At 73.3% G+C, this 17,678-nt stretch carries 12 protein-coding genes and 1 pseudogene; 10 read left to right on the top strand and 3 right to left on the bottom strand.

Features of this window, described 5'->3' with window-relative positions; translation table 11 throughout:
- Positions 1–75 precede the first annotated feature (75 nt).
- The 3 genes and pseudogenes from ABD366_RS09605 to ABD366_RS09595 all read left to right on the top strand — a co-directional run.
- Complete coding sequence (locus tag ABD366_RS09605) at positions 76–1,515, top strand: FGGY family carbohydrate kinase (RefSeq protein WP_324768718.1); 1,440 nt, start codon at positions 76–78, stop codon at positions 1,513–1,515.
- Positions 1,512–2,957, top strand: coding sequence for an FAD-dependent oxidoreductase (locus tag ABD366_RS09600; RefSeq protein WP_324768712.1), 1,446 nt, complete (start codon positions 1,512–1,514; stop codon positions 2,955–2,957). Before ABD366_RS09605 ends, ABD366_RS09600 begins: the two co-directional genes overlap by 4 nt.
- Positions 2,954–3,895: pseudogene (locus tag ABD366_RS09595) on the top strand (NAD(P)/FAD-dependent oxidoreductase); the annotation flags it as partial. The gene ABD366_RS09600 and the pseudogene ABD366_RS09595, both read left to right, overlap by 4 nt.
- Before the next feature lie 107 nt (positions 3,896–4,002).
- On the opposite strand, the gene ABD366_RS09590 reads toward ABD366_RS09595, so the two are convergent.
- Positions 4,003–4,770, bottom strand: a complete 768-nt coding sequence (locus tag ABD366_RS09590; RefSeq protein ID WP_324768711.1) for a crotonase/enoyl-CoA hydratase family protein — start codon at positions 4,768–4,770, stop codon at positions 4,003–4,005.
- Positions 4,771–4,855: 85 nt separating this feature from the next.
- On the opposite strand from ABD366_RS09590, the gene ABD366_RS09585 reads away from it, so the two are divergent.
- On the top strand, positions 4,856–6,754 hold the full coding sequence (locus ABD366_RS09585) for an ABC transporter ATP-binding protein (RefSeq protein ID WP_324768710.1): 1,899 nt from the start codon (positions 4,856–4,858) through the stop codon (positions 6,752–6,754).
- Between the two features lie 82 nt (positions 6,755–6,836).
- Positions 6,837–9,587 carry an ATP-binding protein gene (locus tag ABD366_RS09580; protein WP_344441473.1) on the top strand — a complete coding sequence of 917 codons (2,751 nt, stop codon included), beginning with the start codon at positions 6,837–6,839 and terminating at the stop codon, positions 9,585–9,587.
- Positions 9,588–10,101: 514 nt separating this feature from the next.
- Here the strand turns inward: ABD366_RS09580 and ABD366_RS09575 are convergent.
- Positions 10,102–10,773, bottom strand: coding sequence for an STAS domain-containing protein (locus tag ABD366_RS09575; RefSeq protein ID WP_324766827.1), 672 nt, complete (start codon positions 10,771–10,773; stop codon positions 10,102–10,104).
- A 245-nt stretch (positions 10,774–11,018) separates the two neighbouring features.
- Here ABD366_RS09575 and ABD366_RS09570 point away from each other — a divergent pair, with 245 nt between their 5' ends.
- Both ABD366_RS09570 and ABD366_RS09565 read left to right on the top strand, forming a co-directional pair.
- Entirely contained in the window at positions 11,019–11,477 is a 459-nt protein-coding gene (locus ABD366_RS09570; RefSeq protein ID WP_324766826.1) for a hypothetical protein, read from the top strand.
- Positions 11,474–11,929, top strand: a complete 456-nt coding sequence (locus tag ABD366_RS09565) for an RDD family protein (protein WP_324766825.1) — start codon at positions 11,474–11,476, stop codon at positions 11,927–11,929. The genes ABD366_RS09570 and ABD366_RS09565 overlap by 4 nt, the downstream gene beginning before the upstream one ends.
- Here the strand turns inward: ABD366_RS09565 and ABD366_RS09560 are convergent.
- A complete protein-coding gene (locus tag ABD366_RS09560; protein WP_324766824.1) occupies positions 11,914–13,359 on the bottom strand; it encodes an MFS transporter in 1,446 nt (481 codons plus the stop codon). The genes ABD366_RS09565 and ABD366_RS09560 overlap by 16 nt on opposite strands.
- A 159-nt stretch (positions 13,360–13,518) precedes the next feature.
- Between ABD366_RS09560 and ABD366_RS09555 the strand changes: the two genes are divergently transcribed.
- Genes ABD366_RS09555 through ABD366_RS09545 form a run of 3 tightly spaced genes read left to right on the top strand, consistent with a single transcriptional unit; the run spans position 13,519 to position 17,673 of the window.
- Positions 13,519–13,938: a DUF7144 family membrane protein gene (locus tag ABD366_RS09555; protein WP_324766823.1), complete on the top strand. Its 420-nt coding sequence runs from the start codon at positions 13,519–13,521 to the stop codon at positions 13,936–13,938.
- Between the two features lie 40 nt (positions 13,939–13,978).
- Positions 13,979–14,983, top strand: coding sequence for a polyphosphate kinase 2 family protein (locus ABD366_RS09550; RefSeq protein ID WP_324766822.1), 1,005 nt, complete (start codon positions 13,979–13,981; stop codon positions 14,981–14,983).
- Positions 14,980–17,673, top strand: a complete 2,694-nt coding sequence (locus tag ABD366_RS09545; protein ID WP_324766821.1) for a cation-translocating P-type ATPase — start codon at positions 14,980–14,982, stop codon at positions 17,671–17,673. The genes ABD366_RS09550 and ABD366_RS09545 overlap by 4 nt, the downstream gene beginning before the upstream one ends.
- Positions 17,674–17,678: the final 5 nt, after the last annotated feature.

Raw genomic sequence — 17,678 nt, 5'->3', positions numbered from 1 at the left:
TTGACGCGGATCGTGGCCGTACCGCAGGCTGGCCGACGGCGATCAAGAGGCGGACCGGGGGGAGGGGACGGCATGGTGAGCGGTCCCGTACTCGCCGTCGACCAGGGCACTTCCGGTACCAAGGCGCTCGTCGTCTGCCCGGAGCGTGGTGTGCTCGGGGCCGCGACAGCGCCCGTGCGGCCCCGGTATCTGCCCGGCGGCCGCGTGGAGGTGGACCCGGCGGAACTGCTCGGCTCGGTCCTCGACGCCGGGGCCCGCGCGCTCGCCGAGGCCGGTGAACCGGTCGTCGCCGCGGGCCTCGCCAACCAGGGCGAGACCGTCCTCGCCTGGGACCCGGCGACGGGCGACCCGCTCACGGACGCGATCGTCTGGCAGGACCGGCGCGCGGAGACGATCTGTCGCGAACTGGACGCCCACGGTGCAGAGTTGTCGTCGCTGACCGGGCTGCCGCTCGACCCGTACTTCGCCGCCCCGAAGATGGCCTGGATCCGCCGTCACCTCACCCGCGACGGCGTGGTCACCACCAGCGACGCCTGGCTAATTCACCGGCTGACCGGCGCGTTCGTCACCGACGCCGCCACCGCGAGCCGCACCCAGCTGCTCGACCTCGACACCGCCGACTGGTCGCCCCGGGCCGTCGGACTGTACGGACTCGACACCGAGAAGCTGCCCGAAGTCGTGGACGCGGCGGGGGAGTTCGGGACGATCGCCGCGTTCGACGGGCCTCCGGTTCCGCTCACCGGCCTCCTCGTCGACCAGCAGGCCTCCCTGCTCGCCCACGGGGTCACTGCGCCGGGCGCCGCCAAGTGCACGTACGGGACGGGGGCGTTCCTGCTCGCGCACACCGGGGACAGGCCGCGCCGCGGCTCCTCCGGACTCGTCTCCTGCGTGGCGTGGCGGCTCGCCGGACGCGGCACCGACTACTGCCTCGACGGCCAGGTGTACGCCGCCGCGTCCGCCGTCCGCTGGCTCACCGACCTCGGCGTCATCGACGGCCCCCACGCCCTGGACCCCGTCGGCGCGACGGCGCCCGACAGCGGCGGCGTCACGTTCGTGCCCGCGCTCTCCGGCCTCGCCGCCCCCTGGTGGCGCGGCGACGCCCGCGGCTCGCTCACCGGGCTCGGCCTGGAGACCTCACCCGGACACCTGGTGCACGCCCTGTGCGACGGGATCGCCGCGCAGGTCGTCGCGCTCGCCGAAGCCGCTGGCGCCGACCTGGGCGCGCCGCTCGCCTCCCTCAGGGTCGACGGCGGCCTGACCCGCTCGGAGCTGCTCATGCAGACGCAGGCCGACCTCCTCCAGCTCCCCGTCGAGGTGTCGGCCGTGCCCGACACGACGGCGCTCGGCGCGGCGGCCGCCGCCCACCTCGGCCTCGATGCGGGCCTGTCCGTCGAGGACGCCGTGGGCCGCGTGGGCGCGGGCCCCGCGGCGCGCGTGTACGAGCCGCGCATCGACGCGGCCCGGGCCGAGGAGCGCCTGGCCCGGTTCCGCAGCGCTGTGGACCGCTCCTCGTGACCGTCACCCGGACCGGGCCGCTGCCCACCCTCCCCTACGACGTCACCGTCATCGGCGCCGGAGTCGTCGGCTGCGCGCTCGCCCGGGAACTGGTCCGGCGCGCGCCGGCCGCGAGGATCGCGCTGCTCGACGCGGCGGACGACGTCGGCGAGGGCACCTCCAAGGCCAACACGGCGATCCTGCACACCGGATTCGACGCCGTGCCCGGCTCGCTCGAAGCACGGCTCGTGCGCGAGGGGCAGCGCCAACTGGAGTCCTACGCCGCGGAGTCGGGCATCCCCGTCGAGCCGGTCGGCGCTCTCCTCGTCGCCTGGGACGACATGCAGCGCGCGGCCCTGCCCGCCCTCGCCGAGAAGGCCGTGCGCAACCAGTACGCCGAGGCGCGCATCATCGGACCCGACGAACTCCGCGCCAGGGAACCCCACCTGGGCCCCGGCGCGCTGAGCGCCCTCGACGTGCCCGGCGAGAGTGTCGTCTGCCCCTGGACGACGACGCTCGCGTACGCGACCCAGGCCGTCCGCGCCGGCGTCGACCTGCACCTCAACTCCCGGGTGCACGACGCCGGAAGGAGCCGCGGCGGCACCCACCACCTGAGGACCGGGCGAGGCCTGCTGCGCACCCGGTGGCTCGTCAACGCCGCCGGTCTGCACGCGGACGCCGTCGACCGGCTGCTCGGCCTCGACACGTTCACCGTCACCCCGCGCCGCGGCCAGCTGATCGTCTACGACAAGTTCGCCCGCGACCTCGTGCGCCACATCCTGCTGCCCGTCCCCACCGCACTCGGCAAGGGCGTGCTCGTCGCCCCGACCGTCCACGGGAACGTACTCCTGGGGCCCACGGCCGAGGACCTCGACGACAAGCGGGCCACGCAGACCACCGCCGCCGCGCTCGACCTGCTGCGGGACAAGGGCCGGCGCATCCTGCCGCGCCTCGTCGAGGAGGAGGTCACCGCCGTCTACGCCGGGCTGCGGGCGGCCACCGGGCAGGACGACTACCGCATCGACGCCCACCCGGCGCGGCGCTGCGTCACCGTCGGCGGCATCCGCTCCACCGGGCTCACCGCGTCGATGGCCATCGCCGCGCACACCGCCGATCTGCTGGCCGACAGCGGGTGCACGACGCTCGGCGCGGCCCGTGAGCTGCCGCCGGTCACGATGCCGAACCTGGGCGAGGTGTTCCCCCGCCCGTACCAGCGCCCCGAACTCATCGCGGACGACCCGGAGTTCGGGACCATCGTCTGCCACTGCGAGCGGGTCACCCGGGGTGAGATCCGGGCGGCGCTGACCAGTACGATCCCGCCCGTCACGGCCGAGGGGCTGCGGCGCAGGACCCGGGCGCGCGGCGGGCGCTGCCAGGGGTTCTCCTGCGGGGCCGCGGTGCGCGAGCTGCTGGGCCGCGAACCGGCCGGCCGAGCGTCACCCCACGACGGGAGCGGGACATGAGTCACGAGGTGCGCCCCGTCGACGTGCTCGTCGTCGGAGCCGGTCCCGCCGGACTCGCCGCCGCCACCGGGCTCGCCGCGGCCGGGGCCGGACGGGTCGAGGTACTGGAGCGCGAGCAGCAGGCGGGCGGGGTCCCGCGGCACTGCCGGCACGGCGGGTTCGGCACGCGGTGGCGGCCGCTGAGCGGACCCGCGTACGCGAGCCGCACGGTGCGGGCGGCCGAGGAGGCCGGGGTAGCCGTGCGGACCGGGGTGACCGCCCTCGGCTGGGCGGACGCCACGTCACCGGTCCTCGACACGGTCGACGCCCACGGGCACGAGCGGATCGCGGCGCGGGCGGTCGTGCTCGCCACCGGCGCCAGGGAGCGGTCCCGGGCCGCCCGCCTGGTGCCCGGCACCCGGCCCGCCGGCATCCTCACCACGGGTGAACTCCAGCAGTCGGTCCACCTGTTCGGCCACTATGTGGGCGCGCGGGCCGTGGTCGTCGGCGGTGAGCCCGTCGGGTTCGCCGCCGTCAGCACCCTGCGGCGGGCGGGTGTCGCCGTCACCGCGCTGATCACCGAGCACGGCGGGGGCCCGCGTGACCTGGACGCCCGCCTGCGCCTCGGTGTCCCGGTGCTCACCCGCACCACGCTCACGGAGATCCTGGGCCGGCCCCGCGCCACGGGCGCCCGCGTCCGGCACGCCGACGGCCGCTCCGCCGTACTGCCCTGCGACACGGTCGTGCTCACCGGCGACTTCGTTCCCGACCATGAACTGGCGCGCAGAGGTGGCCTGTTGCTCGACCCCGTGACCCGGGGTCCGGCCGCCGACGCGGCGCACCGGACCTCCCGTCCGGGCGTCTTCGCGCTCGGCAACCTCGTGCACGTGTCCTGGTCGGCGCGGGCGTCCGCCGCGGAGGGGAGGCGCGCGGTGCCCGAGCTGCTGCGCCACCTGGCGATGTACTGACGCCACCTGGCGACGTACAGACGCCACTTGGCGATGTTCTGACGGCGCCCGGCGATGTACTGACGCCACCCGCTCGGCGCCGGGCGTACCGATCGCGCTCAGCCGCCGCCGAACTCCCCGTGCCGCCCTTCCCCGGCCGCGAACCGTCGAGCTCCCTCCAGTCCTTCGGCCAACACGGCGGCTCCAGAACGGAGTTCGGCCCGCATGGCCGTCGTCTCGTCCAGGCCGCCCTGCTCCCGTACCGACGCCCGGTCGCTGCGCAGGCACGCCTGCGGGAACGCGGCGAGCTGTGCGGCGAGCTCCTCGGCCGCGGCGCGGGCCCGGCCCGGCGGGACCAGGCGGTTGGCGAGGCCCATCTCGTACGCCTCGCGCGCCGGTACGGGGCGGCCGGTCAGGATGAGGTCCATGGCGCGGCTCTCCCCGATGAGGCGTGGCAGCCGCACCGTGCCGCCGTCGATCAGCGGGACGCCCCAGCGGCGGCAGAACACGCCGAACACCGCGTCCTCCTCGGCGACCCGCAGATCGCACCACAGGGCCAGTTCCAGGCCGCCCGCCACCGCGTGACCGCTGACCGCCGCGATCACGGGCTTCGTCAGGCGCAGCCGCGTCGGACCCATCGGGCCGTCACCCTCCTGGGTTACCTGGTTGCCGCGCCCGGTGCCGGCGGCCTTGAGGTCGGCGCCCGCGCAGAACGTGCCGCCCTCGCCCCACAGGACCGCGACTCTCGCCGTGTCGTCGGCCTCGAACTCGCGGAAGACGCGCGCCAGTTCGGCGGCGGTCGGCCCGTCGACCGCGTTGCGGGCCTCGGGGCGGGCCAGGACGACGGTGGTGACGTGACCTACGCGTTCGACGCGGACGGACGGCATGGGCGCATCCTTTCACGACCCCGCCTCCTCGCCCTGTCCCCAAATCCTTGACCTCAACATTGGTTGAGGTCCTAGGGTCGTCCGTATGAGCATGGAAACGACAGCCTGGACGCAGTTGCACAGCGTGATGAACGCCCAGAACGGCGGCCCGAACAACCGCCCCTTCGCCCGTGAGACCCTGCGCCGGATCGCCGAGTTCGCCCGGCCGCACCGGCGCCGCATCATCCAGTTCGTGATTCTCAGCGTCCTCGGCGCGCTGCTCGCCGTGGCGACGCCGCTCCTCGCCGGACACGTCGTCGACGCGATCGTCGGCGGCGACGGACAGGGCGTGGTGATCCGGCTCGCCGTACTCATCGCGGTCATCGCCCTCGCCGAGGCCGGGCTCGGCCTGCTCGCCCGCTGGCTCTCCGCCAACCTCGGCGAAGGCCTCATCCTCGATCTGCGCACCGCGGTCTTCGACCACGTCCAGCGGATGCCCGTCGCGTTCTTCACCCGCACCCGCACCGGGGCGCTCGTCAGCCGCCTCAACAACGACGTCATCGGCGCCCAGCGCGCCTTCAGCAACACCCTGTCCGGGGTGGTCGGCAACGTGGTCACTCTGCTGCTGACCCTGGCCGTCATGCTCACGCTGTCCTGGCAGATCACCCTCCTCGCCCTCGTCCTGCTCCCCGTCTTCGTGCTGCCCGCCCGCCGTATGGGCAGCCGCATGGCGCGGCTCCAGCGCGAGGCGGCCGCCCACAACGCGGCGATGGGGACGCGGATGACCGAGCGGTTCTCCGCACCGGGCGCCACGCTCGTGAAGCTGTTCGGACGGCCCGAGGAGGAGTCCGCCGAGTTCGCCGCGCGGGCCCGCCGGGTCCGTGACATCGGCGTCCGCACGGCGATGGCCCAGTCCGCGTTCATCACCGCGCTCACCCTGGTCTCCGCCCTCGCCCTGGCGCTCGTCTACGGCCTCGGCGGCTACTACGCGCTCGAGGGCACCCTGGAAGCCGGCACGGTGGTCTCCCTGGCCCTCCTCCTCACCCGCCTGTACGCACCGCTGACCTCCCTGGCCGGCGCCCGCGTCGAGGTCATGAGCGCCCTGGTCAGCTTCGAGCGGGTCTTCGAAGTGCTCGACCTGAAGCCGCTGATCGACGAGAAACCGGACGCGCGCGAGGTCCCCGACGGGCCGGTCACGGTGGAGTTCGACGACGTCCGTTTCGGCTACCCGTCCGCCGACAAGGTCTCCCTCGCCTCCCTCGAAGAGGTCGCCTCGCTCGACACCCGCGGCGGCGCCGAGGTCCTGCACGGCGTCAGCTTCCGCGCCGAACCGGGCCAGACGATCGCCCTGGTCGGCTCGTCCGGCGCGGGCAAGTCGACCATCGCGCAACTGCTGCCCCGCCTCTACGACACCGACGCCGGAGCCGTCCGGATCGGCGGCGTCGACGTACGCGACCTGAGCGCGCCGTCCATGCGGGCCACGCTCGGCATGGTCACCCAGGACGGCCACCTCTTCCACGACTCGGTCCGCGCGAACCTGCTCCTCGCAAGGCCCGGAGCGAGCGAGGACGAGCTGTGGGACGTCCTGCGCCGGGCCCGCCTCGAAGACCTCGTCCGCGAACTGCCGGACGGACTCGACACGGTCGTCGGCGAACGCGGCTACCGCCTCTCCGGCGGCGAACGCCAGCGCATGACCATCGCCCGCCTCCTGCTGGCCCGCCAGCGCGTGGTCATCCTCGACGAGGCCACCGCCCACCTCGACAACACCTCGGAGGCAGCCGTCCAGGAAGCGCTCGCCGAGGCGCTCACGGACCGCACGGCAATCGTCATCGCCCACCGCCTCTCCACGATCCGCTCCGCCGACCAGATCCTCGTGGTGGAGGACGGCCGCATCGTGGAACGCGGCACCCACACCGCCCTCCTCGCCACCCCCGGCCGCTACGCGGAGCTGTACCGCACCCAGTTCGCACCGGACGAGCGGGAGGGGGCACCGGAAGCGGCGTGACCCGCCAGGCGGGCCGAACTCCCGTCAATACGCGCCCAGTCGGGCCATGCCGCGAGCCCCCGCCCCCGGTTACCCTGAGTCCATGCTGCTGGGTCGCACGGCGGAATGCGCTCGGATCGCCGACCTGGTCGACGACGCACGCGCAGGGCAGAGCACGGCCCTTGTCATCCGCGGCGAGGCCGGCATCGGCAAGAGCAGTCTGCTCCGCTACGCCGAATCGATCGCCGGGGACCTCACCCAGCTCCGTACGCACGGCATCGAAACCGAATCCAGACTGCCGTACGTGGGCCTCGCCGACCTGTTCCGGCCCGTCACCGACCACCTGGAGCGGATCCCGGGCCGGCAGGCGGCGGCTCTCACCGGGGCCCTGGCGCTCGGCCCGGCCGTCGCCCAGGACCGGTTCGGTGTCGCCGCCGGCACCCTCAGCCTCCTCGGCGCGGTCAGCGAGTCCGGGCCTGTCCTCGTGGTCGTCGACGACGCGCAGTGGCTCGACCCCTACTCCCTGGACTCCCTGGCCTTCGCCACGCGCCGGCTCGGCCGCGAAGGCGTCGTCGCCCTCTTCGCGACCCGCGACAACGGCGGGGCCGCCTCCCGGCTCGCCCCCGTCGAGACCCTCACCCTGCGCGGCCTCGACGCCGACGCCGCGCGCCAACTGGTCGAGGGCGAACCCCTCTCCCCGCACGACGTCACCCGGCTCCTCTCGGAAGCCCGCGGCAACCCCCTCGCCCTCGTCGAACTGCCCGCCCTGCTCGCCCGCGGCGGCCACCGCTTCGACACCGGCGCCCCGCTGCCCATCGGCGAGATACTCGCCCGCACCTTCCACAGCGCCATCACCCGGCTGCCCGCGCAGGCGCAGGACGCCATGCTGCTGCTCGCCGTCCTCGGGCCGCGCCCCCTCGCCGGCACCGAACGGGTCCTGCGCGCCCACGGACTGACCTACGCCTCCCTCGAACCGGCCGAACGAGCCGGTCTGATGAGCGTGGAAGAAGGCGCGTACGTCTTCCGCCACCCGCTCGTCCGCTCCGGCGTCTACCACGGCGCCTCCGCCGTCCACCGCTGGCGCGCCCACCGCACCGTCGCCCACGCCCTCGAGGACGCCAAAGCCCCCACGGCGCTCGAACGCTACGCGTGGCACCTCGCCGAATCCGGCGCCGACCCCGACGAACAGGTCGCCGCCGCCCTCGAACGCGCCGCGTCCGGCGGACCCGGCAGCCTCACCTTCCCGCTCGCCTCCCGCCTGTACGCGCACGCCGCCCGCTTCACCCCCGAGGGCGAGCACAAGGCGCTCCGCCTGCACGCCGCCGCCCGCGCCGCGCAGGCCGCCGGATCGCTCGACGAGGCGGCCGACCTCCTCGACCGGGCCCTGGGCCACGCCGCCCACCCCCGCACCCGCCTCGACGTGCGGCAACTGCGCTGCTACGTCGACATCCAGCGCGGCCGCCCCGCCCGCGCCCGCGAGCAACTGCGCGCCGCCGTCGACGAGGCCCGCCGGGTCGACCCCGCCCTCGCCGCCGTCATGCTCGGCGGCATCACCTTCACCGAACTCGCCATCGGCGACCTCACCGCAGCCCGCGCCACCTCCGCCGAGTCGATGGAGATCGCCGACGCCTTCGGCGACGCCTCCGCGGCCCTGCCCGTACGGCTCCTGCACGCCCTCGTCGAGCTCCTCGGCGGCGACGCGGAGAACGGCCGCGCCCTGCTGCACGAGCTCGAAAAGCCGCTGGCCGAACCGGATCTGACGTTCCCCTACCCCGTCTCCGGCGTCGGCGGACTGTGCCATCTCGCCGCCGAGGAACTCGACGCGGGCCACGACCTGCTCGACCGCGCCGTGCACGCCGCGCGCGCCGCCAGCACCGTGGGGCTGCTCGCCCACCTCCTCGGCACCCTGTCGGTCGTGGAGTTCTGGCGCGGCCAGTGGACCTCGGCGCTCGCCCATGCCGACGAGTCGGCCCGCCTCGGCGAGGACACCGGACGCGTCATCGAGGTGTGCCGCGCCCTCGCCGCCCAGGCCAAGGCCGAGGCCGCCCTGAACCGCGAGACGGACTGCCGCCTGCACGGCGCCCAGGCCGCCGCGCTCGCCGCCGACGCCGATCTGCCCATGGACGCCGCCCGCGCCCACGGCGCCCTCGGCCTGCTCGAACTGGGCCTGGGCCGCTTCGAGGAAGCCGTCCAACACCTGGAGAAGGTACGGGAGTTCTCGGTCGCCAACGGCCGCGGCGACGGCCTCTACCTCTCCTGGGCCGCCGACCTCGCCGACGCCTACGCCCACCTGCACCGCACCGAGGACGCGTACGAGGTGCTGCGCGTCCTGGAGCACGAGGCGGGCCGCGGACACCGCCCGATCGCCGCGGCCGCCGCCGCCCGCTGCCGTGCCCTGCTCGAACCGGCCGGCGCGGAGCGCCACCTGGACCGTGCCCTGCGTCATCTCAGCGCCGTGGCCGCCCCGTTCGAGCGCGGCCGCACCGAGTTCACGCGGGGAGAACTGCTGCGCCGCCAGGGCCGGCGCGGCGAGGCGCGGCGCTGGCTGCAGCGCGGCCTCGCCACGTTCGAGCGGCTCGGCGCCGCTGGCTGGGCCGCGCGGGCCGCCGCCGAACTGCACGCGGCGGGCGGCGACCGGGTCCGGCCGGGCCCCACCCCGCTGGACGTCCTCACCCCGCAGGAGCTGCGCGTCGCGCTCGCCGTCGGCCGTGGTGTCACCAATCACGAGGCCGCCGAACAGCTCTTCCTCAGCGTCAAGACGGTGGAGTTCCACCTCGGCAACATCTACCGGAAGCTCGACGGTGTGCACCGCAGGGCCCAACTGGTGCGCCTGCTCAGCCAGTCGGCGCCCTGAACGGCCCCCTACAAGGAACACCCCCACACAAGGAACAGCGGGGGTGCCCGCGCCGGGCACCCCCGTCCCCCCGTGTCCCCCGTATCCCCCGTGAGATCCCCCGTGAGATCCCCCGTTGGTTCCCCCGTGGTGGAAAGCCCCGTGAACTTTCCTGACTCCACGATGGACCCGCGCCGCCGATCGAGCCACGGTGAAAACCCTGGGTTCACGGACCAGGGGGATACGACGGGTGGTGTAGTCGCCGAAGCCCTCCTGAGCGGGGCCGACCGGCCCCCCGGGTGAGGGCCGAACGGCCCCTGCCGAAGCTCTGACCCCGGCGCGACTCTGTGCGTCCGCCGCGCCGTGGAGCGTGCCGCAGTGGTCCGGTCGTGCTCAGCCGGGCCGGGCGTCGCAGCGCGGGCGGGGGTTCAGCACCAGGCTCTCAGGGGGCACCATGGCATGGACGCCCGCGCCGCGGCTGCGCCGCTTGCGGACCCCGAGGTTCCTGCGGACCTCATGGTGGGGAGGCCGGCCCTCACCGGTCGTGGTCCGGCGCTTCGCCGGATGTCTGGTGATCGAGGTGCGGGCGGAGCTGGGACCGGCCGCCGAAGCCTCGCTCGGCCGGCTGCTGCACGGCGCCATCCGCCCCGGCGCCACCGCCGTCCTGGTCGACCTGCGCCACATCGGCGACCCCGGCGCCGGAGGCCTCAGTGCCCTGCGGCTCGCCCGCGTCCTGGCCGACCGGCACGGGCTCGCCTTCGGTGTCGTGCGCGAGGTGACCGCCCCCCAACTCCCTGTCGCTCACGTGCAGTTGCTGCCCCTTCAGCCGCGCGCCCGTAGCCTGCTGAAGGCCGGCCGCGACGGCGTCCCGCAGCTCCGGGTAGGGCGCGAACCGGCTCAGCAGGCCGCTGACGTGCAGGAGTTTCAAAATGCTCTGATGCGCGCAGACCAGCAGCAGCCGGCCGCCGCGCTCGTGGACCCGGTCCTGGGCCCGGCACAGCAACCGCAGCCCGTAGACGTCGAAGAACGTCACCGGTCCGAGGTCGAGCACGACGGTCCGCCCCGCGGGGGCGGTCGCCTCGTCGAGGACCGGCAGGATGCGCAGACCGGCGGCGATGTCGATCTCGCTGTGGAACTCGACCACCGTGAGTCCGTGGGTCTCGTGGACCCGGATGTACCCGGCGGCCCATGTGCTCCTCGGGTGCATGGCGACCTCCTGCGGACGGATGAGGCTTCCTGGCCCGGCCCCGGGTAGGGGGCACCGGGGCAGAACGCCCGAAGCGGTGTGGGAGGGGGTGACGAGCGTACGGTCACATCCGCCGTCCGGGCAGGGAAACGACGTACTCCGCAACAGAACCTGGTGTCTTCGGGCCCCCGTCGCCCGCGTGGCCCGCCGCCGGCTCACCCGCCACGGAGGATGCCAGGGCCGCCGCCCGCTGCTGCGGTCTGCCAATGATGCTGGGATACGGGGCCGGTGAGTGGGCGGATTTCGTGGCGCGACAAGCGCGGTACGTGCGGGACACCGTGGACCGGACGACGGGCGCCGTCGTGGGCGCGGTGGTCGGCGCGGTGCTCGACCGGATCGATCTGGACGCCGTCGTGGCCCGCGTCGACGTGAACGGGATCGCCGCCCGCGTCGACGTGAACGGGATCGCCGACCGGGTCGACGTCGAGCGGGTGATCGCCCGGATCGATCTGGTCGGTCTCACCCGTGACGTGCTGCACGAGATCGATCTCGGGCGGATCGTGCGCGACACCGGCGGCGGGATGGCCGCGGACACCGGGGCCGCGATCCGGCTGCTCGGCAGGCGCGGCGACCGAGGGGTGAACCGGCTCGCCGACCGCGCGCTGCGGCGGGCCGCCGCCGGGCCGGACGCCGAGGCCGGCGGGCCCGACGGACCGGCGCGATGAACGTGCCGGCCGGGGAGCCGGAACAGGCGCCCGCTCCGGAGCCGGCCGGCCTCGTCTCCCGCGGCGTCGCCGCCATGCTCGACGCGCTGGTCGTCGCGCTCACCGCGGTCACGGTCCAACTGGGCGTGGGCTGCGCGTTGTTGCTCGTCGTGGGGCCGCCGTTCAGAGTGCCCGAACTCCCGGGCTGGCTCTCCGGCATGCTCGGCTGGACCTTCGCCGTGTGCTATCTCGGCGGCTCCTGGGCCACGACCGGGCAGAGCGTCGGCAACCGGCTCATGGGGGTCCGCGTGAGCGACCGCGCGGGACGCCGGCTGCGGGTGCCGCGCTCCCTGCTGCGGGCCGCGCTGAGCGTCTCGTTCCCCGCGACCCTGCTGTGGGTGCCCTTCAGCAGGCGCCGGGCCTCGGTGCCGGACCTGCTCGTCGCCACCTGCGTGCGCTACGACGGCAGGTGAGGCGGGGCCTGTGCGGCGGCCTGGCTCACCCGCTTCGGATGATCGTGGGGGAGCCGCGCCGCGGCCACCAGCCCGCCGAGCCCGATGGCACCGAGCACCACGAGCGCCGTCAGGTACGGGCCCACGGCCGGATTCGCGACCAGGATGGTGCCCGCGACCGCGGTGCCGACCGAGGAGCCCAGGTTGGAGACGGCGCGGGAGAGACCGGAGATCTCCCCCTGGAGATCGTCCGGGAAAGCCGACTGCACGACGTTGACCGAGGGCGTCAGCATCAGGCCCAGGCCGAGCCCGATCAGCAGCAGGCCGGGCGTGAAGAGCCAGGCATTGTGCGCGTTGTCCGCGAGGGCGATCAGGACGCCGATGCCGCCGATCGTCGTGCCGAAGCCGACCATGATGAGCGTGCGCTGCGCCCGCCGCCTCGCGAAGCGGCTCGCGCCCAGGGACGACACCAGCATGCCCACGGTGGACGCGGTGAAGATGACACCGGTGCCGATCGCGCTGTAGCCCCGTACGACCTGCAGATACGTGGCCACGACGAAGGACACGCCCATCAGCACCAGCCACTGCACGTGCTGGGTGACGAGGCCCAGGTTCGAGGTGTGGTTGCGGAACAGGGTGGTCGGCAACAGCGCCTGGACGCCCTTGCGTTCCCTGGACCGCACCCAGGCGAAGAAGGCGGCCAGCACCGCGGCACCGAGCAGCACGAGGCCCAGCGTCAGCCAGCCGTTGTCGTCGGCGACGAGGATGCCCATGACGACGAGCACGAGGCCGGTCGCCGACAGGGCCGCGCCGACGCCGTCGAAGTGGCAGCCCGGGTCCGGCGGAAGCGGGTCCTCGAGCCGCCGGACGAGGACGATGATCACCAGGACCACCAGGGCCTGGAAGAGGAAGGCCGCCCGCCAGCTGATCGCGGAGGTGATGAGACCGCCGATCAGCGGGCCCGCCGCGGCGCCGACCCCGCCCATCGCCATGATCGCCCCGAAGGCGCGGGCGCGGTCGGCGACCCCGGTGAACAGCAGCGTCGTCAGGATGTACACGGGCGGGATGAGCAGGGCCGTACCGATGCCCTCCAGGATGGAGTTGCCCAGGATGAGCACGCCCAGGCCCGGCGCCGCGGCGCTGAGCAGCGCACCGACGCCGTACACCGAGAGGCCGATGACGAGGCAGCGCTTGCGCCCGTAGCGGTCGGTGAGGACACCGCCCGGGATCATCAGCGCCGCCATGACCAGCAGGAAGACGGTGATCGCGGTCTGCACGCCCTGCACCGTGGTGTCCAGGTCGTCGCTGATGTCCTTGATCATCACGTTCATGTTCGAGCCGGCGAAACTGCAGATGAACTGGGCGAGGGCCAGCGGCGCGAGGATGCGGCGCGGCCACGGGCGGTGCTCGCCCGGAGCACCCGCCTCGCTCTGACTGGGTGGCACGGTCATCGGCTCGCCTCCGATCAAGGGCCGGACGAGCGACAGATTCCAGGCAGGACCGCCTCCGGTCGTCACCCACGGAGGGTGACGACCGGAGGTACCACCCGGGAGCGACACTCGGGGCACAGCGGTGCATTGGGCACCCTCCACAAGCACGGAGGTCCTGTCATGGCCACCTCGACGACTCCGCACCATCGCACCGGCGCCAAACAGGCCGCGGCCGGCGGGCTGACCATTTTCGCCGCCGTGATGCTGTTCATCTCCGGGACCATGGGGTTCTGCCGGGGCCTCATGGCGGTACTGAAGGACAACGTCTTCCTGACGACACGCGATTACGTCTTCGAGTTCGACCTGACGACCTGGGGCTGGATCCACATCGTCATCGGCGTGATCGCGGTGGGCATCAGCTTCGGTCTCTTCATCGCCGCGAAATGGGCCCGCGTCCTCGGCATCGTCCTGGCGACGCTGCTGCTCATCGCCAACTTCCTCTCCATCCCGTACTACCCGCTCTGGTCCCTGACGCTGATCGCGATCAACGGCTTCGTCATCTGGGCGCTGTGCGTGGTGGACCGGGACAGCGTCTTCTGACCGTCCGGACCCACCGGACCCACTGACAGCGAGGGGACACATGCGCGACGGACCGGCACGGACGGTGGACGAAAGGGCCGAGCGGATCGCCGAGTTCATCGCGCCGCTGCGGGTGGAGCCCGGCTCACGAGTGAACCTGGCGACGGACTACGACCCGGCGTACAAGGCGGGCGTCAAGAAGAAGAAAGCCGGCGAGGAGCTGCTGCGCTCCGGCGTGGCGCTCCTGGCCGAATACCAGCGCAGGCTCGCGGCCGACGGCTCCCACGGCGTCCTGATGTGCCTCCAGGCGCTGGACGCCGGGGGCAAGGACGGCACCATCCGCCACGTGATGAGCGGGGTGAATCCGCAGGGCGTGCGCGTGGCCGGCTTCAAGGTGCCCTCCTCCAGGGAGCTTGCCCACGACTACCTGTGGCGCTACGTCCGCGAACTGCCGCGCCGCGGCGAGATCGGCATCTTCAACCGGTCCCACTACGAGGAGGTCCTGGTGGTCCGGGTGCATCCCGAGCACCTCACCCGCCAGGGACTGCCGGACGCGGCCACGGGAAGGAAGTTCTGGCGGCGCCGCTACCGGCAGATCAACGACTGGGAGCGCCACCTCACGGAGAACGGCTTCCACGTCGTCAAGCTGTTCCTGAACCTGTCCAAGGAGGAGCAGCGCGTCCGCTTCCTCAAACGCATCGACCTGCCCGACCGCAACTGGAAGTTCTCGGCCGCCGACGCCCGCGAACGCCTGATGTGGGACGCGTACCAGGACGCCTTCGCCGAGATGCTCTCCGCCACCAGCACCCCCTGGGCGCCCTGGTACGTCGTGCCCGCCGACCGCAAGTGGTACGCGCGCATCTGCGCGGCCGCCGTGCTCGCCCACACCCTGATCTCCATCGACCCGCGCTACCCGGAGATCGACGACAAGAGCCGTCTCGCGCTCGCCAGGGAGAAGAAGAAGCTGGAGCGCGAGGCACCGCACGGCGCGGTGGCCGACCCCTACGCGGCGCCGGCCGCCAGGGACGGCCGGGGGCACCGGGACGATCGGAGGCGCAAGCGATGACCGCACACGCCGAGGCGGACGTCTGGTACACGCGGCCGGCCGAGAGCGTGGCCGGGGAGCTGGGGGTCGACCCGGCCACCGGCCTGAGCGCCGCGGCGGCGGCCGAGCGCCTCACCGAGGACGGGCCCAACGCCCTGCCGCAGGAACGCACGAGGCCCGGCTGGGTCCGGTTCGCCGGCCAGTACACCTCGTACATGCAGATCATCCTGGTCGCCGCCGCCGCGGTGTCGCTCGCCATCCAGGAGTGGGGCACGGCGGTGGTCCTGCTCGCCCTGACCGTCATCAACGCGGTCATCGGGATCCGCCAGGAGGGCAAGGCGGAGAGCGCCATGAACGCCCTCAAGGAGATGGCGAAGGCCACCGCGCGGGTGCGCCGGGACGGCGCCGAGGCCGAGATCCCCGCGGAGGAGGTCGTCGTCGGCGACATCGTGCTGCTCGCCGCGGGCGACGAAGTCCCCGCCGACGGACGCCTGTTGACGACCAGCGCCCTCCAGATCGACGAGTCCGCGCTCACCGGGGAGAGCGTGCCCGCCGCGAAGGACGCCGCGCCGGTACGGGGCAGCGGTCTGGGCCCCGCCGACCAGACGGACATGGCGTTCATGAACACGCCCGTCACGCACGGCAGCGCCGTCCTCGTCGTCACGGCCACCGGGTCCGGCACCGAACTCGGCCGCATATCCGGCATGTTGACGACCACCAAACGGGAGCCGTCGCCGCTGACCCGTGAGCTGAACCGGCTGACCCTGTGGATCGTCGGCGCGGCCGGGCTGACCATGGTGGTGATGTTCGCCCTGGGGCGCGGCCGGGACGAGCCCTGGGACGCGCTCTTCGTCAGCGCCGTCTCCCTGGCCATCGCCGCCGTCCCCGAGGCGCTGCCCACGGTGACGCAGACGATCCTCTCCCTCGGCGGCCTGGACCTCGCCCACCGGCACGCGATCGTCAAGGACCTGCCGTCGGTGGAGACACTGGGTTTCACCTCGGCGATCAACTCCGACAAGACCGGCACGCTGACGATGAACCAGATGACCGTGGTCGAGGTCGTCGACGCCTTCGACCGGTACACGGTCTCGGGCACCGGCTACTCCCTGGAGGGCCGCGTCCACCACGCCGCCGGATCCACCCCGGACATCGAGGACGCGATCCTGCCCTACCTCGTCGCCAGTGACGCCTCCCTCGTGGACGGGCAGGTGGTCGGCGACCCCACCGAGGGCGCGCTCCTCGTCCTCGGTCACAAGGCGGGCCTCGACGTCGGCGCCACCCGGGAGCGGCTGCCGCGCCTCGCGAGCCTGCCGTTCGACCCCGCCTACAAACTCATGGCGACCTTCCACGCCCACCGGGACGGGAGGGGCCGGGCGGTCGTGCGCTGCTTCGTGAAAGGAGCGGCGCCGGCCGTCCTTGCCCGCACCACGAGCGCCCTGTCGAAGGGCGAGGCCATCCCCTTCGACGCCGGTTTGCGCCGCCGCGCCGACGACGAGGTCGAACGGATGGAGCGGGCCGGCCGCCGCGTGATGGCCGCCGCCGTCCGGGACCTCGACCCGGCCCTGTTCACGCCGGACGGCGATCTGCTCGCCCTCGTACGGGAGTTGAGCGTCACCAGTCTCGTCGGCATGGTCGATCCGCCCCGCGCGGAGTCCCGCGAGGCGGTCGCCGCGGCGCAGGCCGCCCACATCCGCGTACGCATGGTGACCGGCGACGACGTCATCACCGGCGCGGCCGTCGCCCGGCAGGTCGGCATCGAGGGCGAGGCGATCCTGGGCGCCGACTTCGCCGCGCTGTCACCGCAGGAGCGCCTTGCCCGGATCGACCGGATCGGGGTGGTCGGCCGGGTCGCTCCCGAGCACAAGGTGCTGCTCGCCGAGACGCTGGAGGAGAACGGTGACGTGGTCGCCATGACCGGCGACGGTGTCAACGACGCCCCGGCCATCAAGGCCGCCGACATCGGCATCGCCATGGGCTCCGGCACGGAGGTCGCCAAGAACGCAGGCCGGATGATCCTGTCCGACGACAACTTCGCCACGATCGTCCACGCCGTGGAACAGGGCCGCAAGATCTACGACAACCTCACCAAGTACATCCGGTTCGTCCTGGTCCTGCTGGTCGTCTTCGTGCTCACCTTCCTCGGCGCGACGCTCTTCGACATCGCGGGCGGCGAACCGTTCACCCCCGCCCAGGTGCTCTGGATCCACTTCTTCGTCAACGCGGCGTTCGGCTTCTCCCTCGGCTTCGACCGGGTCAGCGCCGGACTCATGGACCGCCGGCCGCGCCCGCGCGGCGAACCCGTGATGACGGGCGGCCTGATGCTCACCGTCGGACTCGTCGGCGTGGGCATCGCCGCCGCTCTCCTCGCCCTGATCGAGCTCGGCACGCAGCGCTACGACAGCGCCCGCGTCGGCAACTCCATCGCCTTCACCGCGTTCACGTTCTGTCTGATCGTCGCCGCACTCGAATGCCGCAACCAGACCGGCACCGTGCTGACGGTCGACACCTTCGACAGCAAACAGCTCAACTGGACGGTCTTCGGGGAGTTCGTGCTCGCCGTACTGGTGACGCAGACGGACGCCTTCAACCGGCTCCTCGACACGACACCGCTGCACCTGGGCCAGTTCGGCTGGGCCCTGCTGCCCGCGCTCGCCCTGCTCGCGCTGTGGGAGCTGGGCAAGCTGCTCGCCCGCCGCCGGCACGCCGGGTGAGACAC

Origin of the sequence: Streptomyces kunmingensis (assembly GCF_039533535.1) — a bacterium.
GTDB lineage: Bacteria > Actinomycetota > Actinomycetes > Streptomycetales > Streptomycetaceae > Streptomyces > Streptomyces kunmingensis.
Note: the sequence above shows the minus strand (reverse complement) of the source record. Positions and strands in the feature narration are given on the sequence as shown.